Annotated in this window: 24 protein-coding genes; 16 read left to right on the forward strand and 8 right to left on the reverse strand. The window is 32.7% G+C overall.

Annotated elements, in window-relative coordinates:
• The first annotated feature begins 51 nt into the window (after positions 1-51).
• From BHU68_RS08615 to BHU68_RS18345, 7 genes are all read left to right on the forward strand, one after another.
• Positions 52-1,053 (forward strand): AAA family ATPase, encoded by a 1,002-nt coding sequence (locus BHU68_RS08615; RefSeq protein WP_069472059.1) that lies wholly within the window; start codon positions 52-54, stop codon positions 1,051-1,053.
• Positions 1,053-3,470, forward strand: coding sequence for a S8 family peptidase (locus BHU68_RS08620; RefSeq protein ID WP_069472058.1), 2,418 nt, complete (start codon positions 1,053-1,055; stop codon positions 3,468-3,470). Before BHU68_RS08615 ends, BHU68_RS08620 begins: the two co-directional genes overlap by 1 nt.
• Positions 3,471-3,601: 131 nt before the next feature.
• Entirely contained in the window at positions 3,602-4,792 is a 1,191-nt protein-coding gene (locus tag BHU68_RS08625) for an AAA family ATPase (RefSeq protein ID WP_083234083.1), read from the forward strand.
• 150 nt (positions 4,793-4,942) lie between these two features.
• Positions 4,943-5,395, forward strand: coding sequence for an RloB family protein (locus tag BHU68_RS08630; RefSeq protein ID WP_069472057.1), 453 nt, complete (start codon positions 4,943-4,945; stop codon positions 5,393-5,395).
• Between the two features lie 88 nt (positions 5,396-5,483).
• Positions 5,484-5,747: a BrnT family toxin gene (locus BHU68_RS08635; RefSeq protein ID WP_069472056.1), complete on the forward strand. Its 264-nt coding sequence runs from the start codon at positions 5,484-5,486 to the stop codon at positions 5,745-5,747.
• Positions 5,731-5,856, forward strand: coding sequence for a hypothetical protein (locus BHU68_RS18065; protein WP_256359156.1), 126 nt, complete (start codon positions 5,731-5,733; stop codon positions 5,854-5,856). Before BHU68_RS08635 ends, BHU68_RS18065 begins: the two co-directional genes overlap by 17 nt.
• Before the next feature lie 162 nt (positions 5,857-6,018).
• Positions 6,019-6,138, forward strand: coding sequence for a hypothetical protein (locus BHU68_RS18345; protein ID WP_083234085.1), 120 nt, complete (start codon positions 6,019-6,021; stop codon positions 6,136-6,138).
• A 288-nt stretch (positions 6,139-6,426) separates the two neighbouring features.
• On the opposite strand, the gene BHU68_RS08640 is transcribed toward BHU68_RS18345, so the two are convergent.
• From BHU68_RS08640 to BHU68_RS08670, 7 genes are read right to left on the reverse strand one after another with little or no spacing between them, the layout of a single operon-like run.
• Positions 6,427-7,737 carry a dynamin family protein gene (locus tag BHU68_RS08640; RefSeq protein WP_069472055.1) on the reverse strand — a complete coding sequence of 437 codons (1,311 nt, stop codon included), beginning with the start codon at positions 7,735-7,737 and terminating at the stop codon, positions 6,427-6,429.
• 11 nt (positions 7,738-7,748) lie between these two features.
• A complete protein-coding gene (gene ribF / locus BHU68_RS08645) occupies positions 7,749-8,672 on the reverse strand; it encodes a bifunctional riboflavin kinase/FAD synthetase (protein ID WP_069472054.1) in 924 nt (307 codons plus the stop codon).
• Positions 8,673-9,443, reverse strand: coding sequence for a CDP-diacylglycerol--serine O-phosphatidyltransferase (pssA, locus tag BHU68_RS08650; protein WP_069472078.1), 771 nt, complete (start codon positions 9,441-9,443; stop codon positions 8,673-8,675).
• 7 nt (positions 9,444-9,450) lie between these two features.
• Entirely contained in the window at positions 9,451-10,467 is a 1,017-nt protein-coding gene (gene ilvC / locus BHU68_RS08655) for a ketol-acid reductoisomerase (protein WP_069472053.1), read from the reverse strand.
• Between the two features lie 18 nt (positions 10,468-10,485).
• Positions 10,486-10,977: an acetolactate synthase small subunit gene (gene ilvN, locus BHU68_RS08660; RefSeq protein ID WP_069472052.1), complete on the reverse strand. Its 492-nt coding sequence runs from the start codon at positions 10,975-10,977 to the stop codon at positions 10,486-10,488.
• 2 nt (positions 10,978-10,979) lie between these two features.
• The gene (locus BHU68_RS08665; RefSeq protein ID WP_069472051.1) at positions 10,980-12,719 is read right to left on the reverse strand and encodes an acetolactate synthase 3 large subunit; all 1,740 of its coding nucleotides are present in this window, start codon (positions 12,717-12,719) and stop codon (positions 10,980-10,982) included.
• A 27-nt stretch (positions 12,720-12,746) separates the two neighbouring features.
• Entirely contained in the window at positions 12,747-13,721 is a 975-nt protein-coding gene (locus BHU68_RS08670; RefSeq protein WP_069472050.1) for a hypothetical protein, read from the reverse strand.
• A 40-nt stretch (positions 13,722-13,761) separates the two neighbouring features.
• Between BHU68_RS08670 and BHU68_RS08675 the strand changes: the two genes are divergently transcribed.
• The 4 genes from BHU68_RS08675 to BHU68_RS08690 are packed head-to-tail and all read left to right on the forward strand — an operon-like array spanning position 13,762 to position 16,602.
• Positions 13,762-14,220 carry a hypothetical protein gene (locus tag BHU68_RS08675; protein WP_069472049.1) on the forward strand — a complete coding sequence of 153 codons (459 nt, stop codon included), beginning with the start codon at positions 13,762-13,764 and terminating at the stop codon, positions 14,218-14,220.
• Positions 14,221-14,271: 51 nt separating this feature from the next.
• Positions 14,272-15,000 carry a glycosyltransferase family 2 protein gene (locus BHU68_RS08680; protein ID WP_069472048.1) on the forward strand — a complete coding sequence of 243 codons (729 nt, stop codon included), beginning with the start codon at positions 14,272-14,274 and terminating at the stop codon, positions 14,998-15,000.
• A complete protein-coding gene (locus BHU68_RS08685; RefSeq protein WP_069472047.1) occupies positions 14,997-15,284 on the forward strand; it encodes a lipid-A-disaccharide synthase N-terminal domain-containing protein in 288 nt (95 codons plus the stop codon). Before BHU68_RS08680 ends, BHU68_RS08685 begins: the two co-directional genes overlap by 4 nt.
• Positions 15,250-16,602 (forward strand): ArnT family glycosyltransferase, encoded by a 1,353-nt coding sequence (locus BHU68_RS08690; RefSeq protein WP_069472046.1) that lies wholly within the window; start codon positions 15,250-15,252, stop codon positions 16,600-16,602. The genes BHU68_RS08685 and BHU68_RS08690 overlap by 35 nt, the downstream gene beginning before the upstream one ends.
• On the opposite strand, the gene BHU68_RS08695 is transcribed toward BHU68_RS08690, so the two are convergent.
• A complete protein-coding gene (locus BHU68_RS08695; RefSeq protein WP_069472045.1) occupies positions 16,589-17,026 on the reverse strand; it encodes a hypothetical protein in 438 nt (145 codons plus the stop codon). The genes BHU68_RS08690 and BHU68_RS08695 overlap by 14 nt on opposite strands.
• Before the next feature lie 65 nt (positions 17,027-17,091).
• Between BHU68_RS08695 and BHU68_RS08700 the strand changes: the two genes are divergently transcribed.
• The 5 genes from BHU68_RS08700 to BHU68_RS08720 all read left to right on the forward strand — a co-directional run bounded on the left by BHU68_RS08700 (position 17,092) and on the right by BHU68_RS08720 (position 22,356).
• Positions 17,092-17,931 carry a hypothetical protein gene (locus BHU68_RS08700; protein WP_069472044.1) on the forward strand — a complete coding sequence of 280 codons (840 nt, stop codon included), beginning with the start codon at positions 17,092-17,094 and terminating at the stop codon, positions 17,929-17,931.
• A gap of 69 nt (positions 17,932-18,000) precedes the next feature.
• Positions 18,001-20,316 (forward strand): Tex family protein, encoded by a 2,316-nt coding sequence (locus tag BHU68_RS08705; protein WP_069472724.1) that lies wholly within the window; start codon positions 18,001-18,003, stop codon positions 20,314-20,316.
• Positions 20,317-20,352: 36 nt separating this feature from the next.
• On the forward strand, positions 20,353-21,453 hold the full coding sequence (locus BHU68_RS08710) for a hypothetical protein (RefSeq protein WP_069471638.1): 1,101 nt from the start codon (positions 20,353-20,355) through the stop codon (positions 21,451-21,453).
• Entirely contained in the window at positions 21,437-21,766 is a 330-nt protein-coding gene (locus BHU68_RS08715) for a hypothetical protein (protein ID WP_141698788.1), read from the forward strand. The genes BHU68_RS08710 and BHU68_RS08715 overlap by 17 nt, the downstream gene beginning before the upstream one ends.
• Positions 21,763-22,356, forward strand: coding sequence for an OmpA family protein (locus BHU68_RS08720; protein WP_069471636.1), 594 nt, complete (start codon positions 21,763-21,765; stop codon positions 22,354-22,356). Before BHU68_RS08715 ends, BHU68_RS08720 begins: the two co-directional genes overlap by 4 nt.
• Position 22,357: the final 1 nt, after the last annotated feature.

The raw sequence follows: 22,357 nt of genomic DNA on the forward strand, positions 1-22,357 counted from the left end.
ATTTATTCAAAATATCTGTAATCCATGCTAAAATAGTGATTTTTATGAAATATGACAAATTCAGAACTTATCAAACAACTATTCTTGTCATTTAACAATAAAGACAATGATACTTTTATACAGACAGCAAGGGAATACATTGAACGGGAAAAACGTAAAAAGCATACTATTGTTGCCAAGGGATTGGAAAAAGCCTTATTTCAAACTGTGGGAACGGCTAACACTCAAAGGCGTTTCAAGCAAAGTATGCCGATTCCTAGAGATACAGAAAAAGGCTTTCCATTGCTGGAAATTCAGCATTTTGAGCATAATTTTGACAGCCTGATATTATCTCAGGATACCAAAGCCCAACTTGAACGGATTATCCGTGAATTCAAAGATGCCGATATTTTAGCTACTTATAATTTGAGCTATAAAAAGAAAATTTTGCTCTGCGGCAAGCCCGGAACAGGCAAAACCTTTTCAGTGCAAATTATAAGTTCTATTCTGAATATACCTTTAGTTTATATTCGTTTTGACGCAATTATCTCCTCCTATCTTGGCGAAACTGCGGGTAATTTACGCAAGGTGTTTGATTTTATTGAAAACGGCACTTGGATAGTATTATTTGATGAGTTTGATATTATTGGTAAAAATCGCGATGACAATCACGAACACGGCGAAATCAAACGAGTGGTGAATAATTTTCTGCAAATGTTGGATAATTTCAAAGGTGATAGCATCCTATTTGCCGCTACCAATCATCAAAATATGCTTGATAGTGCGATATGGCGACGCTTTGATGCAGTAATTAATTATGAATTACCTGATGAACTGACTCGTAAACAACTTTTTCAACATTATTTACGCTCAATTAAGCATGATAAAAAAATCAATTTTGAAAAAGTGGCAACAGATAGTAAAGGTTTATCACCAGCAGATATTAAAATGATTGCAATTGAAGCTATGAAAACTGCCATTCTTGATAGCAGAGATACATTATCTATGAATGACTTGGAAACCTCTATTAAACAATTTATAGCTAGGGAAACAATAAAATTGGGAAATAAATAATGGAAAAACACCAACATCTGAAACTTCCTTTATTTGAAAGTAATGTTGAACGTAAAAAACGTGGTGGCGGTGGTGGTTTCTCATTACCACAAGGTAGAAATAAAGCTCAGTTTTCACAAAAAGCATGTCAGCAAGCTCAACAATTGAGTAATGAATTTCTATCCTCAAAAACACAACTCTTAGGCAGTATTGATCCAAGTCTTATTTTTGAAATAGAAATCAACCAAGGTGTTTCCACAGAAGCCTTTGAACAAACACTTGCCTCTATGGGAATTCATGTTTTATCCATTGCCGAGGATAAAAAAGGTTATTGGATTGTGTTTAGTGAGGATGAATATTTAAAACAATTTCAAAAAAAACTTGAAACTTATGGTTCACAAACGGGTGCAAACTATGATTTTTTCAATGCCATTGAATCCTTTCAAGATATTCCAGTTGAAAAGAAAATTGGTAAACAATTAGCCAATCAACCATTAGCGAATACTGCTGATTTTATTGACTTAGAATTATGGAAAATGGATGATCCAGAAAAAAATGAAAAATTTATAGAACAATTAAAAAACCATTATTCTTTTTCTCAGTTAAGAATTACAGATCAACTTATTACAAAATCTTTTGTTTTGCTCCGAGTAAAACTCAACAAAACAGTATTTGATGAAATTATTCAATTAAAAGAAATTGCAAGAGCAGATAGACCATCAACCGTTCAGTTTAATCCATTTCCAATGATGCAACCCAATGTAACAGACATTGAATTTAATGCTCCTGAAGAAACTGCCACAGGCATATTGGTTATTGATTCTGGGATTGTATCTAATCATCCTATGTTAGAAAAGTGCGTTGGTGGCGAAGAAAATTTTCAATCAGGTGAAAGTAAATTACAAGATACAGTTGGACATGGTACAGCAGTGGCTGGTTGTGCTGTTTATGGTAATATTGAAGAAAGCTTAAATAAGAAAAACTTTACCCCATTCTTGTGGTTGTTTTCTGCCAAGGTAATGTATGCAGAAAAAGATTTTAATGGAAATCCTATCAATGCTACTTATGACCAACAAAAATTAATTGAACATCAGTTTAAAGATGCAGTAGAGAGTTTTTTATCCAATCCTGAGTACCACATCAAAGTGGTAAATATTTCTTTGGGTAATAGTAACGAAATTTGGCATAAGCACTATTCCCGTCAATTGCCATTAGCCGCTTTGATTGATGAACTAGCTTTTGATTTCCAAGATGTTGTTTTTATAGTATCTACTGGTAATCAATCACCACTGACAGATTATGAATCTATTTCTGAAATAATAGAAAATTATCCTAGTTATCTCATCAAAAATGATGATTTTAGAATAATCAATCCAGCCACTTCTGCTTTAGCTCTTACTATCGGCTCAATAGCTGGTGAAGAGAGGATTGAGCAAGAGCGTGATGGTGCAGAAAAAATAAAAACACCTATTGCTCAAGTACATCAACCATCACCCTTTACACGAACTGGCTTCGGTATCAATGGTATGATTAAACCAGAACTGGTTGAATATGGCGGAAATATGATTTTATCTGAGCAATATAGTCGTATTGTTGAGGATAAAGGTGGCAAACTAACGCTGTTAAATAACAAAGTTATGGAGGATATTATTAAATTTGATGTTGGCACAAGTTTTTCTGCTCCAAAAGTTGCTCATCTTGCAGGAAAAATTGCCAATAAATTTCCTGATAAATCAGCTAATTTTATTAAAAATATGTTATTACTAGGTGCGGATTATCCTTTTTTGCCAACTAAAGACTTTTACAATACAAAAAATAAGAAAAAAGCGGAGCAATGTCATTTATCTGTTTGTGGTTATGGTTTAAGTCACTATGAAAAATCCATCAACTCCTTTGATAATAGAACAGTGCTTTGGAATGAAGGACAAATTGCCCTCAATCAAATTAAGGTCTATTCACTACAACTACCGGAACTGTTTTTTGAAGAATCTGGTAATAAAAAGATAATCGTCACGCTCACATTCACACCTGAAACTCGTGCTACTCGTGGTGATAGTTATCTGGGTAATCGTATGGAATTTCATCTATTTCATTCAGTTGATCCACAAATATTAATAGAAAAATATGGTGTAATTAATGATGATGTTGAACAAACAGGTGCGCCTGATGATTTAAAGAAATTTGAAATTGATTTTTTTCCCGGTGCAAACACCCGAAAAGCAGGATGCCATCAAAAGGCACGGAAGATATACCAAAAAAAACCTAAAAACAAACCAAACTCCCCTATATCTCTGGTTATTTTAAATGTTAATAAATGGATAACTGATCAGACAAAAATGCAGGATTATTGTATTTCAGTTACATTTGAGCATGAAAAAGAGATTAAACTTTATAATGCTATTAGAGCAAATATCCAGACTAGAACAAGGGTAAGGTGATTTTTATCACCCAACAAGGCTTAGCCCGTTACAGCGACGAAACTGGCATAGAACCAGACGGCAAATGGGATTGTTCAACTGGATGGAGTTGAAAGGGTGTTGTTGTAAGTTAAAGAATTGATATCATAAATATGCTAATTAGATTTACTGTAGAAAACTTTTTATCTTTTAAAGAACGTGTTGAATTTTCAATGATTCCTGCAAAAAAGCAGCAATTAAATGATCACATAATTAAAGATGAAGACATCAATGTGTTAAAAACGGCTGTTATATATGGCGCAAATGCCGCTGGCAAGTCTAATTTAATTAAAGCTATGTCATTTGCTAAACAATTAATTGTCAAAGGAACCGCGCCTAATAAATTCATTCCTATCAAACCATTTAAACTAGATAAAACCAGTCTGAATAAACCTTCACGTTTTGAATTTGAATTCAAACATGGTGGTAAAAATTATGCATATGGTTTTGTTTTAAATAATAAATGGATTCTTGAAGAGTGGCTTTATGAAATAAATCAAGTGGATGAACAAGCGATATTTGAAAGACAGACACTTTCAGAAGAACAAATAATTATAACTCCGGGTAACAAACTTGAATTTTTAAATGAAGAACAAAAAGGTATATTTAAATATACTGGCAATATCAGCACTAGAGCAAATCAATTATTTCTGACTGAAGTTTCTAAAATCAATACTAAAAAAATTAAAATACCTGCTTTATTAGATGCTTATCAATGGTTTAATCAAGTATTAACAATAATATTTCCAGATAATTTAAGCTTTGAAATAAATTCAGAACATATTATTCATAATAATTTATTAAATTTACTCCAAGTATTTGACACTGGAATTCTAGGAATTAAAACAATAGAAGTTGATTTTGAAAATGAAGTGAAAGACTTAACTCAGGAAAATAAAGATAAGATAATCTTGAATTTAGAAGAGAATGAAAGCCGTTTAATTCATGCTAATAATAACAGACAATATGTTATTTTTAGAAAAGATAATCAAATCAAAGCATTTAAGCTAATGACAGAACATTCTACTCAAGATGGATTAAAAGCTTTGTTTGAAATAAGTGAAGAATCTGAAGGTACACAGCGAATAATTGATTTAATACCAACTTTTATAATATTACTGGAATCAGAAAAAGTTATAGTTATAGATGAACTAGAACGCAGCTTACATCCCCGTTTAACAACAACATTATTAGAATTATTTTTAACTTATTCTAAAAAAGTAAAAAGCCAATTAATATTCTCAACTCACGAATCGGAATTGCTGAATTCAGACAACTTACGAAGCGATGTTGTTGGTTTATAGAAAAAAACCAAAAAGAAGAATCTTCAGTATATTCATTAGAAGAATTTAAACCTAACTATCATAATGAAATTAAAGAAGGTTACTTATTAGGGAGATTTGGTGCAGTTCCGATGATTAGAAATAATTTATTTCAATCATCAAAGGTTAAAAATGGCTAGAGAACGAAAAAAACTTGAAAGAATTTCTGCTGTTAGAGATGCCAGACTGTTTATAATTGCAACCGAAGGAGAACAAACTGAAAAACAGTATTTTGAAGATTTAGTATCTAAAAATTGGTATGGATATTTTTTAGCATTAAGTAATCCTTGTTTTGAGTTATGGCTATTGCTTCACATTAAATCCCTAGAAGAATATCCTGACAATGCTTTAGATGAATTTTTAGAAAATAAAAAAGTAAGTTCCAGTAGAACCCGATTGGAAGCTGAACTAATAAATTTATTAAATAGCTATAATAAATCTAACTTAGATACAGCTCAATTTTTACCCTTTGTGAAACAAGCAATTGAAAGAGCTAAAAAACTTGATACTAATCCTAAGCAAAGATGGTCGAATGGATTAGGAACAAGGGTTTATCAATTGGTAGAAAAAATTATTGTAGGATAAGTGGGAAAATGTGCAGAGTAAAAATCCTAACCAGCTGCCCAGTATGCAAAAGCATAGTATTATAAATATATAAATACAAATTAGATAAATGAAAAATGAAACTAATTTTGAATGGGATGAAAACAAAAATCATAATGTTTCATTTGAAACTGCACAATATGCTTTTGCTGATCCAAATCGTGTTTTAGCAGAAGATATTAATCATAGTCAAAATGAAAAACGTTATTATTGTTTTGGAAAAATTGAAGGCAAAATATTAACAGTTAGATTTACATATAGAAATAATATTATTCGTATTTTTGGTGCTGGTTATTGGAGAAAAGGAAAAAATATTTATGAACAAACAAATTGAATATACTGATGAACCATTAGGTGAATTAAATATTGTGGCAGATTTTTTACCTCTTCCTCAAGAATTAGTGTTTAAAGAGGAAAATGTGGAAGTAACTTTCACTACTTAAACGTTGGTATAATGGCTACAATTTTTTAGGTAGTTTTGATATAGATAGAATTGAATTAGAAACAATTTTATTTCAAACTGGCTATTTAACCATTACAGGAACAAAGAAGTTAGGTTCTAAAGAAATTTATAAACTATCTTATCCTATTGAGCTTTAGAGCAAATAAAACAGCGGCGTTATTTTGAAAAGTATCAAGATGAACAAGCCGCTATTTATTTGATTGGTGTCGAATTTAATCCTGATGATAAAAATATTGATTCATTTGAATGGGAACAAATGTAGATTTTTTCTAATACTATTACTATAGGGATTGCATACGCATATGTCTTACTCTTGTGTCAGTTCAAGTTGTATCAAATACAAAGCCTGATGAAGATCTAAGGTCAAAAGTGGTTTTTAAGCTTTTTGGTAAGCCATCTTGTAGAGTTGTATGATGGCCCTGCCACAGTGAAAGTCACAATATTATGTTGAACCAAACAGGCAATAACTGCTTTGTAGTCGCCTTTACGCCCTACAATTTCCTTCGTTCATGGAATCTTTGGCTGGAGTCATGCAATCTGCACCATAGTTTTATTTATTGTCATCAGCAGCCTTCAATCCATCAGGATTGGCAAAAGTATTATTTAATTCTTGTACATGGTGATTTACTTTGCTTAAGACTCCTGCAATACGGCTACGCATTTTATTACCCCAAGCAACTGGTTTATCTATAAAGATCATAAATAATGATCGGCTTGTACCTGTATTTTTCAAAAACGCCTGTGCTAAAGCATTATTGTTAGTTCTTTTCAGAATATGGTTGGCTGTCAGTTTAGCTATATTCAGATGTAATGATATTAGTAAAATAAAAGTTCCTGTAGCAAATAAGCCTAAAACTATCGGGTTTTGAGCCGCTAAAGCAATTTCACTATTATTTAACCATGTTCTTATGACAACTGCTAAAGTTACAAATAATATACCATCAATAACCAGAACACGTTTTTTCCAACGTTTAAGTAAGTTTTGTAATTGTGGTATTAAGTTATTCTGTATATCTTTTGCTGTATCTTCGATAATCGCAATTAGTCGATAGGTTCGTTCTATTTCTATATTGTCCATGCGTTTATGAATTTCTTGCATGTCTGTTTGAGATTTTTTCTCTAAACGTTTTAGGGCATTTTGATCTTCAACTTCTATTGCAGCGTCAGGATTATATATTCTATAAAAATGTTTTCCTGTTAATCCAGCTTCTGCTAAGGCTGCTTGCCAAGCAGCTACTACGTCTTCAGGATTATCATCTTTAGCTGTGGTGTCCATTTGATTCAAAATGAACATAAATTTATTAAAATCTGGGCGATTAATAGTTTCTGCAACTAAGTGCTTTAAAGTATCTGGCATTGATCCGGGTTCAGGGCGACGCGCATCAAAAAATACTAATACTAAGTCTGATAAATCAAGAATATGCTGGGTTACTTCTAAAGTAGCAGTACGTTGTTGATCTGCATCAAATCCGGGAGAGTCAATTAATATTTTGCCTTTTAATCGTTCAATTGGACAGCTTTTTAATTGTAAATATGCGGTAATTTGTTTACCTATTTTATAGAACGGAAAACGCGGATCTGCGTCTAAAGCTAAGCTGGGTAGTTGATTGCTTTCGTCATCACTAAAACAAATAACAGTAAATTTATCATCAACTGCTTGCATACCTGAACGTTGTAATTCTGTTTGTCCAAGGTAGTGATTTATAAAACTTGATTTACCTGCTGAATAGACTCCAAGTATTGAAATCATGGGCCACACTGAAATCTTATCGGTATAAGATTGTTCTGGAGATAAAAAGCCTAATTTCTGAGCTATGTTATCTAATTCGCTGAATGTTTCATTAATGCTAGTATCTGCCATTGATTTTGTTCCTAAGAAAGTAATAAAATCTGTTTAGCTATCTTTACATCTAGTTTAATTCTTTGTTTTAATTGTTCTAGGTTTGGAAAATTTTCTTCATCACGTATTTTTTGGATAAATTCGATTTCAATATAGCATCCATAAATATTTTGATCAAAATTAAAAATATGCACTTCTAATAGCAATTCTTTACCGTTCACAGCAGGATTTGTTCCAATACTTGCTGCTCCTAATAATGGTTTTTCTGTAATACCATGTATTTTAACGGCAAATATACCCTTTAATGGAGATATTCTATTATGTAGAACAATATTAGCGGTAGCAAATCCAATTGTTCTACCTAGTTGTTTTCCATAAGCAATACGTCCACACATTGTAAAAGGACGACCTAATAATTTACTAGCTTCTTTAAAATTATCTTGTTTTAATGTTTGACGAATGCGAGTACTGCTAACTCGTTGGTCATCTATTTTAAATGTATAACTATTTTCGACGGTAAAGCTGCTATATTTTTGTAATAACTTAAAGTCACCTTTACGTTGTTTCCCAAAACGAAAATCATCACCTATAACTAAATGTTGTATTTTTAAGCCATCTACTAAAACTTGTTGAATAAAATCCTCGGCAGATAAAGTTGCAAATTTTTTATTAAAATTTAAACATAATACTTGATCAATACTGGTGTATCGGCGCAATGCTAGGAGTTTTTCACGTAATCTGGTTAAACGGGCGGGTGCTTTATCTGGGAGAAAAAATTCTTGAGCTTGTGGCTCAAAAATCATGGCTACCATTGGGAGTTGTAATTCTGCGGCTTTAGTTGCTAATTGTTTAAAAACTGCTTGATGACCTAAATGTACGCCATCAAAATTACCTATTGTGGCAACACAGTTTTGATGATGTTTGCGTAGTTGGGAAATGCTTCTAATAAATTTCATCTATAAATTACGAGTAGCACGGCGTTTTTTTAATTCGATTAAGGTTAATATAGGTCCAGATATTGCGTAAATTAAAAATACTAAAAATATCATTTGCGATGGGTCAATTGCAATTAGTACGAATAGCATTATTAACATCGGAATCGTTATAAAAGGTACTTTGTCTTTGAGGTCAAAGTTTTTAAAACTATTATAACGTACTTTGCTAACCATTAAAAAGCCGCTAGCTAGAGTTATAAATAATGCTGGTATGACTAATGTGGAACCTTCAATTTGATAGTCTGTACCTAGCCATACAAATCCAGCCATTAAAGCGGCAGCCGATGGGCTAGCTAATCCTTGAAAGTAACCTTTACTTTCTTCTAATTCTACTTGGGTATTAAAACGAGCTAAGCGTAATGCTGTCGCAGCAGTATAAATAAAAGCAGCTAACCAACCTATTTTGCCAAGAATATTAGAGGTTTCAATTAAGGATGATAATGACCATTGATACATAAGTAAAGCGGGGGCTAAACCAAAAGAGATTAAGTCTGAAAGACTGTCGTATTCAGCCCCAAATGCACTTTCACTACTGGTCAAGCGGGCAACGCGCCCATCGAGACCATCAAGTATCATGGCAATAAAAATTGCAATAGCTGCTGCTTCAAAGTGATTCTGAATAGCGGCAACTATTGCATAGAAACCAGAAAATAAAGCGGCAGATGTAATTAAGTTAGGTAGTAAATAAATACCTCGACGCCGCTTTTCTGGGGTTTCAATTTCATTGCTCATAGTTGAGTTAGTTTTTAGTTTTATCAACTAGTTGGTTAGCCTTGATCCAAGGCATCATCCCACGCAATTTTGCACCTACTTGTTCAAGTTGATGTTCGCGCCCTAAACGACGTTTAGCTTTGAAGCTGGCTTGACCTGTTTGATTTTCCATAATAAATTCTCTTGCAAATTCACCGTTTTGAATTTCTTTGAGAATTTTTTGCATTTCTGCTTTGGTTTCATCAGTAATAATACGGGGTCCACGAGTTAAGTCACCATATTCAGCGGTATTAGAGATGGAGTAACGCATATTAGCGATTCCACCTTCATACATTAAGTCAACAATTAATTTTAGTTCGTGTAAACATTCAAAGTAAGCCATTTCTGGTGCATAGCCTGCTTCTACTAAGGTTTCAAAACCTGCTTGTGCTAAAGAGGTTACGCCTCCACAGAGAACTGCTTGTTCACCAAAGAGGTCGGTTTCTGTTTCTTCACGGAAACTAGTTTCAATAATACCTGCGCGTCCACCACCATTAGCACTGGCATAAGAAAGAGCAATCTCTCTAGCTTCTCCAGAAGAGTCTTGATAAATAGCAATTAAAGAGGGTACGCCTCCACCTTGAGTATAGGTAGAACGTACTAAATGACCGGGACCTTTTGGCGCGATCATAATTACATCTATATTTTCAGATGGTTCTATTTGTTCAAAATGAATATTAAAGCCATGTGCAAACGCAAGCACGGAACCAGCTTTTAAGTTAGGTGCAATACTATCGCGATAAACTTTAGCTTGATTTTCATCTGGTACTAGTACCATGACTAAGTCTGCCCAAGCAACGGCTTGATCAACAGGCATTGTACGTAAGCCAGCTTGTTCTACTTTATGAGCTGATTCTGAACCAGCACGTAATCCTACGACAACATCAACGCCTGATTCTTTTAAGTTGTTGGCGTGAGCATGACCCTGTGAACCATAACCAAGAATGGCTACTTTTTTACTTTGAATAATTGATAGATCAGCGTCTTTATCGTAATAGACGTTCATTTAATGTTCCTTTTGTTGTTATAAATGTAAATTTTTATCACCACGCCCAATACCTAAAATACCTGAACGTACTACTTCTTGTATTTTCATATTTTCTAGTGCCTTAATAAAAGCATCTAATTTGTGAGGTGTTCCTGTTAGTTCAACTGTATAGTTATTGCTTACATCAATAATTTTACCACGAAAAATATCAACTAAACGTTTGATTTCTTCGCGTTGATTAGATGTTGGCACATTAATTTTAACTAACAGTAATTCGCGTTCTATATGCAGACCTTCTGTTAAATCAATCAGTTTGATCACATCAACTAGTTTATTTAGTTGTTTGGTGATCTGTTCAATGATGTTATCAGAACCTCTGGTTACCAAAGTCATCCTTGAAACTGTAGGATCTTCGGTTGCTGCAACGGTTAAAGATTCGATATTATAACCACGCGCTGAAAATAAACCGGAAACTCGTGATAAGGCTCCTGATTCATTTTCTAATAAAAGTGAAATTGTATGACGCATTTTTAAGCAAGTTCTCCTTCTGGGCGTAAAACCATTTCATTATGGCTTTTACCAGCAGCAACCATAGGATATACATTTTCTTTGTCGTCAATAATAATATCCATAAATACTAATTTATCTTTAATCGCTAAAGCTTCTTTTAATGCTGCTTCAACATCGCTAGGTTTGTCGATTTTCATACCAACATGTCCATAACTTTCCGCCAATTTCATAAAGTCTGGCAAGGAATCTACATAAGAATGTGAGTAACGATTATCATAAAACATTTCTTGCCATTGACGTACCATGCCCATGTAGCCATTATTTAGATTTATAATCTTAATAGGTAAATCGTATTGTTTACAGGTTGATAATTCTTGTATGCACATTTGGATACTGGCTTCACCGGTAACACAAACTACTGTATCATCTGGATGGGCTAATTGTACACCCATCGCTGCTGGCAGACCAAATCCCATTGTACCTAAGCCACCGGAATTAATCCATCGACGCGGTTGCAGAAATTTATAGAATTGTGCGACAAACATTTGATGTTGACCAACATCAGAGGTAACGAATATTTCACCTTTAGTTAGTTCACTTAATGTTTCAATTACAAATTGTGGTTTAATTTTGTCACTATTACGATTATAAACTAAAGAATTTGTTTCTTGTTTCCAAGTTTTAATTTGTTTCCACCAAGCAGCTAAAGCATTAGCATCTGGTTTTTTATCAGTTTCTTTAATGATTTTTATAAGCGCGGTTAATACTCTATTAACTGTTCCAACGATTGGTATGTCAACTGTTACAGTTTTAGATATTGAAGCAGGATCAATATCAATATGTATAATTTTAGCTTTAGGACAAAATTGTTCAAGATCACCTGTTACTCGATCATCAAAGCGAGCACCTATTGCGATTAATACATCAGCTTGGTGCATTGCAGTATTAGTTTCATAGGCACCGTGCATTCCTAACATTCCAATAAATAGCGGGTCATTTGCTGGATAACTACCTAAACCCATTAAAGTTTGAGTAATTGGAAAACCTAATAAGCGGGTAAATTCAATTAATTCTTTTGAGGCATTACCTAATACAACTCCACCACCAGTATAAATAACTGGGCGTTTTGCTGATAAGATCAATTCAGCGGCGCGACGTATTTGTCCTGTATGTCCATTAAGTATGGGTTTATAAGATCGCATTTGAATCTTTTCTGGGTATTCAAATACAGCCTTATGGGCAGTTATGTCTTTAGGTATATCTATTATAACTGGACCGGGGCGACCAGTTGTAGCTATATAAAATGCTTTTTTAACAGTTGTCGCTAATTCTTTAACATCTTTAACTAAAAAATTATGTTTGACGCATGGACGAGAAATACCTATAGAATCAACCTCTTGAAATGCGTCATTACCAATTAGTTTGCTAGCTACTTGCCCTGTTATAACTACCATAGGAATTGAGTCCATATAAGCAGTAGCTATACCAGTAATGGCATTAGTTGCACCGGGTCCAGAGGTTACTAATGCAACTCCAGCTTTACCAGTAGCTCGTGCATAGCCATCGGCTGCATGAGTTGCTCCTTGTTCATGACGAACTAGAATATGTTGTAGTTTATTTTGTTGAAATAAAGCATCATAAATATGTAATACTGCACCACCGGGATATCCAAAGATAAATTCGACACCTTCGGCAACTAAGCTATTAATTAAAATATTGGCACCAGTTATTTGATCAGCTTCATTGGCATCCTCGTTCATTTAAGTCCTCTTTTATAAAAGTTAGTATTAAAATTCTTTTTGAATTATATTTAAAAAACGTTTTCTTATGTTAAGGTTTTTACCTTTGACCCAAAAAACCACAATATTTTCATCTGTAATACATCGAATTACGCTAAGGTATTTATTATCATTTTGTCCTGTGACCGAATAATAATTATTAATTTCTATATTATTATAAAATCCAGCTTTTTTAATTGCTAATTTGGCTTGATTTAAACATATTTCTTGGCTTAAAATAGTATCCATTTCAATTTTTGATATTAGCATGTCATGGGGTTTATCTTCTGTAGGTTCAATGTTATAATTAAACTCTTGAATTTTTTTTCGTAATATATTAGTTTGTTGTTTAATGTTTTTAAGAGTATTTGCCACAACTACAACTACAACGATTCCTTCATGAACTAAACATTTAATAACAGCTTTATACTTATAAGATATTTTATCATGATAAGCGGCAAATAATGTTGCATTTTTTTTATATTGGATAATCTTTTCAAAGCCATGATTTTTTAGTACTTGTTTTGCTGTGATTAAACATTTTTGATTTGTAAGATCATTGATCTCTCCAACACTTATGCTAAGATAAGGTGGAATTGATGTTTTGTGATAAGATTGATTCTCTGTATTTCTTAGTCGTTTAGAACGACTTAATTTTTCAATTTGCTGACGTAACTTGTTAGCTTTTTTTAAGATATATCTAGGTGTTTGTGCTACGATAATTACTATTACTAATTTTGGTAGGCACTTGACTAGACTTTTATATTTATATTGTGGCTTATTTTTATAAGCAGCAAATAATAAATTGGCATTACCTTTGTATTGGGTTATTTTTTGAAATCTTTCAGTTTGAAGAACTTTTTTAGCAGCTATTAAGCAAGTAGATTGATTAATATTTTTTCCGACGCTGATGCCAATATAAGGTGATACTGCAAGTAATAATTCTGAGTAAAGCATTAATAATATTAATATTATTTTTTTCATCTACATATCCTCTGATCATTCATTTTAAAGGAGCAATTTTATGGCGAATAATTCTAAAGCCAATACTAATTCATCTAATGTAACTAATTTACATGATGGGCTTGTACTTTTAGATACTACATTAAAAGCATTAGTAGATGCTGTCAATGATGTTATAACTGAAATCAATGATTTACAGCCTTTGTTAAATAACAATGTTAAAGCTAAAGCTAAGCCTAAAGCTAAACCTGCAAAGGCTGTAAAGAAAAAAGTTGTCAAAAAGCCAACACCTAAAAAATCACCATCTGAGATGTTTTTAGATACAATTAATACTTCATCTATTGATGAGATCATAGAGAAGCTTAAACAAGCAAATGCTAGACAAAATGTTATTAAGAATATTTTAAATGAGAGGAAAAAGGATGATTTTCAAACCTTTACTTCTTTAGAAGAAGTAGTGACACGTATTAAAGGTTTGGCAACGCCAAGCTTAGATAAAATTATACAACAATGGTCTTAATTTGATTTTGGGCGAACATATAGTTCGCCTTTTTCAATCAACCCTCCCATAATGAATAATATTCCTTATTTATCAGTATTAGTACCAATATATAATGAAGCCGATAATATTAGATTATTAGTAGGTGAAATTCGCGCTGCTTTAGATGGTTTAATAGATTATGAGTTAATATATGTTGATGATGGAAGTAGTGATGGAAGTTGGCAAATTTTGCAACAGTCGAGTCAGGATTTTAATCAACTACGAGTTATTCGTCATGGTTCTACATATGGACAAAGTATAGCTATTTTAACTGGGGTTAAAGCAGCCCTTGGTACATGGATTGTGACTTTAGATGGTGATGGTCAAAATGATCCAGCTGATATTCCACGTTTGTTAGCAGTTTTAAAACAACATCCCTCAATACAAATGGTTGCTGGTATTAGACTTAAACGTCAAGATACTTGGCTTAAACGTATTTCTTCACGTTTGGCTAATGGAATACGTTGCCGCTTGTTGCATGATGATACTATAGATACTGGTTGTGGGCTAAAACTATTTTCGCGTCAAGCATTTCTAACTTTACCACATTTTAATCATATGCATCGTTTTTTGGCAGCACTTTTTTTAAGAAATGGTGGTGGTATTGTGTCAATAACTGTGAATCATAGATCCAGAGTTCATGGTCAATCTAAATATGGTTTTTTTGATCGGTTGATGGTGGGAATTGTTGATTTGTTTGGTGTTATGTGGTTACAGCGTCGTGCTATAAACGCAGAAATTATCAAGGATAATAAATGAAGACAGAAGTTATATGGTTAATAATTGGGTTTGCAGGGCAACTGTTATTTTCATTACGTTTTTTAGTGCAATGGTGGCAGAGTGAGCGTCAAAAACGTAGTGTTATTCCAATGGAATTTTGGTATTTCAGTCTTGCTGGTGGGGTGACTTTGTTAAGTTATGCTATTTATCGTCTTGATCCTGTATTTATTGTAGGGCAATTTGCGGGATTATTTATTTATATGCGCAATTTATATTTAATTAAAAAATATGAGCAACAAGCTTCTGAAATTCAAGCTAATTAGCTTGTGGAGTTTATTGGTATTTATTCCCCTTTTTAGTCGTACTTTAATACAGATTGATGAAACTCGTTATGTATCAGTTGCTTGGGAAATGTGGATACATAGTAATTGGTTGGTGCCATATCTAAATGGTGAAGTTTATCATCATAAACCTCCTTTATTGTTTTGGTTAATAAATTTAACTTGGGCAATTTTTGGTGTTAATGATTGGTCACCGCGATTAATTTCGGGTTGTTTTTCTTTGGCTAGTTTGTGGTTGCTGGTTTATTTAGCGCGTCAATTATGGCCGCAAGATTCTGAGATTGCTGAATCTGCACCTTTTATTTTGTTAGCTTGTTTGTTGTGGAGTTTATTTTCCACGGTTGCTATGTTTGATATAATGTTGGCATTTTTTACTTTGTTGGGTATGGTGGCAATCGTTAAAAATTCATGGTTGTTATTAGGCATTGCTATAGGTTTAGGTGTCCTTACTAAAGGACCGGTAATTTTGTTACATTTATTACCAGTCGCTATACTTGCTTCTTCGTGGAATAGGTGGTATTTAGGTGTGATTTTAGGAGCTGCAATTGCATTGGCTTGGGCGATTCCAGCGGCTATATATGGTGGTGATGAATTTAGAGAGGCTATATTTTGGGGGCAAACGGCTAATCGTATTGTTAATTCTTTTGCTCATCAACATCCAATTTGGTGGTATTTACCTTTATTACCAATAATATTATTTCCTTGGTTATTTTGGAAGCCGGTTTGGCAAGCTTTATTGCAAATACCACAACATATTAGTGATTATGGGGTGCGTTTTTGTTTGATTTGGTTTTTAGTTGTTTTTGTTGCATTTTCGCTGATTAGCGGTAAACAACCACATTATTTATTACCGATAATTCCAGCGTTTGCTTTATTAATAGCTTATTTAGTAAAGCAGAAAGATAAAATTATCATAATTAGTACTGTTTCAATATTAATTAGTATTATACTTCCATTAAGTTTTATAAAGGCAACTGAACCAAGTTATGATGTACGGAATATTAGTAGCAAAATTCATGAATTGCAAATGAATGGTGAAACCATAGCCCATTTAGGTAAATATCATGGTCAATATCAATTTTTAGGACGTTTACAACAACCCTTAGAGGTGGTAACAGAATATAATATGTGTTCGTGGCTGATAAAAAATCCACAAGGCAAATTGGTTATATATTTAGGCAAAGAACATTTAAGTTTAAAGCAATATACAGATTATATGCAGAAATATCGTTCTAAAAAAGTTGCAATTATTGATGCTTCATTTTTATATAGTGGCTGTTTAGTGCCTATTGTTTTTTAGTAAATATAATTTTGGTGATGATTCCATTATCATATATATAAAAAACCGTTACATTGTAATTACCTGCTAAACCATAAGATGCTTCTTTTTTTAGAAATTTATAAGCAGTTGGTGCAACACCCATTAATAGACTCAGGGGTTCAACGCCAGTTGTGCGTTCATTAATCTTAAAATCGACTTTACCTTGCTTATCCATTACGATGCTTAACCATTTGCCTAAGCGTTCTGGAATATTATTAATTGAAATATTACCTATTATTGAAATTGTAATGGTTTCACTATTAGCTTTCATAGATTGTATAAGATCTTTATCAAATATTTCTGTGTCAATAAATCTGATATTTTCTAACTCTATTTTGCTTTTAGTGGGTGTAGAATTGCATCCTAATAATACTGGTATTATTAATGTAATTATTAGTTTCATAACATTATCTCATTTTTAATGGTATTATATTCATATATAAATAAACATTTGTCAAGCTATAAGATATGAAAACTAAATTTAAACAATCGACTCTTGCTTACGCGCTGTTATTAGCCACAACGCCTGCATGGGCTGCTCCTAATAAAAGTGGTGGAGCCATTCCTTCAGATACTAATGAAGATGATAAATCAAAATCTTCTGCTGAAAAAAAAGCATCACCAACAAATCCATTTGCTAATAAAAGTGCTAATGGTTTACCTGCTGCTATAGCAAATAAAAAAGCAGATAATTCTAAGAAACAAAGAATTGAGATTGATGAGATCAGAATTGATCCTGCATATAGCGAACAGAAAACAAAAGGCGTTAGAAAATGCGAACAATCAAAAGTGTATCTGAAAGCACCGCGTCGCCATCCTTTATTGTCTTTATCTTTTAATCCTAATAAAAAAGAAACTGTAAGATTGCAATTCACTATGTTGGATATTCCAACCACACAGGATAAGCAATTATTATTATTACTTTATAGTCGTTGTTTATCTAATACTGCTAAAATCAAAACTACAGATTCTAAGCATAAATTGCGATTAGATACTAAAGATATTGAAATTTTGGGTACTTATGAAATACCAGCACAAAAAAAATCTGGTAAATTACCAGCAATATTTGACATTGATTTAGAAACTGATAAATTAAAACGTCAAGTTGAAGCAGGTAATGATACCTTTTACTTTCAAGGAGCTTTAATCAAAGAAAGTGATTTTAATAGCGGCAACTATGAAAGTATGCTACTTTCATCGTTAGAAGCAATTCATACTACCTTGAAATTTTGTCCAACCGATAAACAATTTGCAAGTGATATTAATAGCAATAATACCTCATGTGCATTATTGCCAAGTAAAAATTAGAACAACGCCTATAAAACAATTTGAACAAGATGTAATGTTTTGTTCATTCCCTTCTATATATACACACATATGAAAACAATATCTCAACGTATTGCTGAAGAACTTTCAGTGCCAGAACATAAAGTACAAGCCGCAATTTTATTACTAAACGAAGGTGCAACAGTACCTTTTATTGCTCGTTATCGTAAAGAAGTAACGGGTGGTTTAGATGATATTCAATTACGTACTTTAGAAGAACGTTTACATTATTTACGTGAATTAGATGAACGTCGCGAAGTTATACTTAATAATATTCGTACACAAGAAAAACTCACGCCTGAATTAGAGGCTTCTATTAATGATGCTGAAACTAAAACTCGTCTTGAAGATTTATATTTACCATATAAACCTAAGCGTAATTCTAAAGCTAAATTAGCCAAAGAAGCTGGATTAGAGCCTTTAGCATTGGCTTTATTAGAAGATCACACTCTGGTGCCAGAAGAAGCAGCAGCTAGTTATATTAATGCCGATAAGGAAATTGATACTAGTGAAAAAGCTTTAGAAGGTGCTAGACATATTTTAATAGAAAAATTTGCTGAACAAGCAACATTGCTTGAAGATTTACGTGCTTATTTATTTGCAAATGCTAAGCTTACATCTAAGGTAATTGAGGGCAAAGAAGAAAAAGGGGCTAAGTTTGCTGACTATTTCGATTCTCAAGAATCTTTAAAAACTATTCCTTCTCATCGCGCATTAGCTTTGTTCCGTGGGCGTAAAATTAAGATTTTGCGTTTAAGTTTAGTGGTTGAAGAGGATGATTATTTTAAACAGAAAATTGCCGCTTATTTTAATATTGAGAATCAAGATTGGTTATTAGAAACTGTGGATTTAGCATGGCGTTTTAAAATTCGCACACATTTAGAAGCTCAATTATTAACACAAATACGTGAAAAATCTGAAGCTGAAGCGATTAAGGTTTTTGGTAGTAATTTACATGATTTGTTATTAACTGCGCCAGCAGGGCAACGAGCAACTATTGGTTTAGATCCCGGATTACGCACAGGGGTAAAAGTTGCTGTGGTTGATAAAACTGGGAAACTGGTTGATACTGCTACTATTTTTCCTAATCCACCTAAAAAGCAATGGCAACAATCAATTGATACTTTAGTTGAATTAGCACGTAAACATCAGGTAGAATTAATTAGTATTGGTAATGGCACTGGCTCACGCGAAACTGATAAGTTGGTCACTGAATTATTAAAAGCGCATGCTGATTTGGGCTTATATAAATTAGTTATTTCAGAAGCAGGTGCGTCTGTTTATTCTGCTTCTAAACTTGCTAGTAATGAATTTCCTGATGTTGATGTGTCTTTACGTGGAGCTATATCTATCGCTAGAAGATTGCAAGATCCATTAGCTGAGTTAGTTAAAATTGAACCTAAATCAATAGGTGTAGGACAATATCAGCATGATGTCAATAAAACTCAATTAGCACGAGCATTAGAAGCGGTAGTAGAAGATTGTGTAAACGCAGTTGGTGTTGATTTAAATACTGCGTCTGCTTCTTTATTAGGTAGAGTATCAGGTTTAAATGCTGGTTTAGCGCGTAATATAGTTGAATATCGCGATGAACATGGTGCTTTTCCTAATAGAGAAAGTTTAAAACAAATACCGCGTTTTGGTGAAAAAAGTTTTGAACAAGCGGCTGGTTTTTTACGAATTATGGATAGTGAAAATCCATTAGATGCTTCTGCGGTTCATCCTGAAGCTTATCCAGTTGTAGAACGTATTGTGGCTCAAACTAATAAGCCTGTTAAGGAATTAATTGGTGAAGTTATATTTTTACGTACTATAAATGCAAAAGATTTTGTCGATGATATTTTTGGAATTCCAACAGTTAAAGATATAATTCGTGAATTAGAAAAACCGGGTAGAGATCCTCGCCCTGAGTTTAAAATGCCTCATTTTAAAGAAGGTATTGAAGATCTGAAAGATCTTGAAGCTGATATGGTGTTAGAAGGTATAATAACTAATGTCACAAATTTTGGTGCCTTTGTAGATATTGGTGTACATCATGATGGGTTAATACATATTTCTGCTTTATCAAATAGCTTTATTAAAGATCCTCGTGATGTTGTGAAAGCTGGAGATGTGGTGAAAGTCAAGATTTTAGAAATTGATTTAAAACGAAAAAGAATAGGCTTGAGTATGTATTTAGAAGAAAAGCCACGAGTTGCTAAAAAAGTTGCAACTGCGACTAAAAAGCCTAAACGTAAAAAACCACAACGCAAAAACAATAAAAAATCAGCAAGTTCTAACAAAGCACCAATGATTAGTAATAACAAACAACCTTCTGATTTTGTTGGTATTATGGCTGATGCGTTTTTAAATGCGCGTCGAGATTAAATAGCATCCCCCTGAGTGGGGATTTATGGTATTCTTATGAAGAAACTATTGTTATTAGTTCTATTAGTAAATAGTAATATTTTATTTGCAGCTAAAAGCGAGACTTTTGCAACTTCATTTTCGATTGGTGAATATGCTAAAAATTATAATGATAATGTAAAACTTACTAAAAAATTGATGATTCCAGATGCCAATAGTTTAGAAGTGACTGTTGTTGGTAAGATAGAAAAAAATTATGATTATTTAATTATTAGAGATAGTAAGAAAAAAGAAATTGCGAAATTTAGTGGTGTTATAAATGAACAATTTACTGTAGAAGGTTCTGCGATTTTTGTAAGTTTTCAGTCTGATAATCGCACCAATGATAAGGGTGTGGTTGTTAAAATTTTTTCGCGTTTGTCAGGAACAATATTTAATGAAATCAAACATCAATTGATTGATGCTAGTAATATTATTTTAAAACAAGGTACGCGAGAAGCTTATATTAAGATTACAGAACATTTAAAGCAATTTAAAAGTTTACAAACTAAATTGAATCGAGAAAATGCTGAATCTTTAATGAGTGAAATAATTCAAAGCTTTATTGCTGTTGCACAAAATTATAAAAATATGGCAGCTATGAAGGCAGAATTAATGGATGTGCATGAAACACAATTTGAATTGATTACCAGTTTAGAGGGTAGAACTTTGCATAATATCGAAGGTTTAGAAAAGCAAAAACAAGCTAAATTAGTTCAACTGAAAAAGGCGCAAATTGAATTAACTAATATTGTTGATCCTTTAGAAAGGCAAAAAAAACAATTATCTATTGATGGTTATAAAAGTATTGTTGAAAGTTTATATGCACAAAAAGTTGTATGGCAGAAATTTTATAATGCACAAAATCGTCTAGAGGCAAAATTGCATAATCATTCTCAAAAAATTGAATTGCTATTGCATATGTTAAATATCAATGCAGATATTTATCAACAATCGGCTAATATAGCTTTGTTAGGTAAAACTTCTTTAGTTAGTTTAAAAAAACTTACTGATTTAAGTGAATTAAAAATTATTGTTAGGCAGATTGCAGAAAGTGAAAGTGATATTAAGCAATGGATTAAAAATCATAATTTTAAGTATAGTGGTAATATTAATTAACTCTGATATTACGCAAGTTAAAGTGAAGCCAATTTTTACTAAACCGCCAAAACCTCCAGAAGTATATTGGTCAATATTAACTAAGCAAATATTAGATTTAGAAACAAAACATAGTCAAATTATTAGAGACTTAACTTCTGAATTATCAAACCAAGAAGTAAAAAATTTTAAACAATTCCCATCTGAGATAGCTTCTCCTACAGACGAAAAGCAAGATATAACTTGGTCAGATCTTGCTGATCAATTAATTAAACTTGAGCAACAACGCGATAATACTATTAATTACTACATTAGCTTTGAAGATAAAAAATGATAATAAGAAACACTATAATTATTACTACATTAATTTTAAATGGTTGTGCTGGTGCGCCTGAAAAACCAGATTTAAAGGCAGAGGCAGAAGCAGCAGCTCTAGCAGCAGAACAAGCTCGTATAACAGAACTTCAAGCACGTGCTGCTGTTGAAGAAGAGGAAGCTCGTAAAAAACAACAAAAACTAGCAAAATTGGAGGCAATGCGTAAACAAAACCCCAAATTAAAAAAGAAGTTAGCTAAATGGGAAAAAAGTCATAGTGGGCGTTTAGTTGTAACATTGTTAGATGAGCTGTTATTTGATGTTGATAAACGTGATATTAAAATTTTAGCTAAATTTCTGAAGCAGCATCCTAATCTAAAAATATCAGTGGAAGGATATACAGATAATAAGGGTAATCGTCAACATAACTTTGGTTTATCTGAACGACGCGCTACTTCAGTAAAATTTTCTTTAATGGAGCATGGTATTGCTTCTACACGTATTACAGCAAAAGGTTTAGGTGAAAGTCGCCCAGTTGCTAGTAATCGTAAGCGAGCAGGGCGTAAGAAAAATCGTAGAGTAGAAATTATTATACATAGAGCAAATTAAA

The organism is Candidatus Marithrix sp. Canyon 246 (assembly GCF_001723685.1).
Classification (GTDB): Bacteria; Pseudomonadota; Gammaproteobacteria; order Beggiatoales; family Beggiatoaceae; genus Marithrix.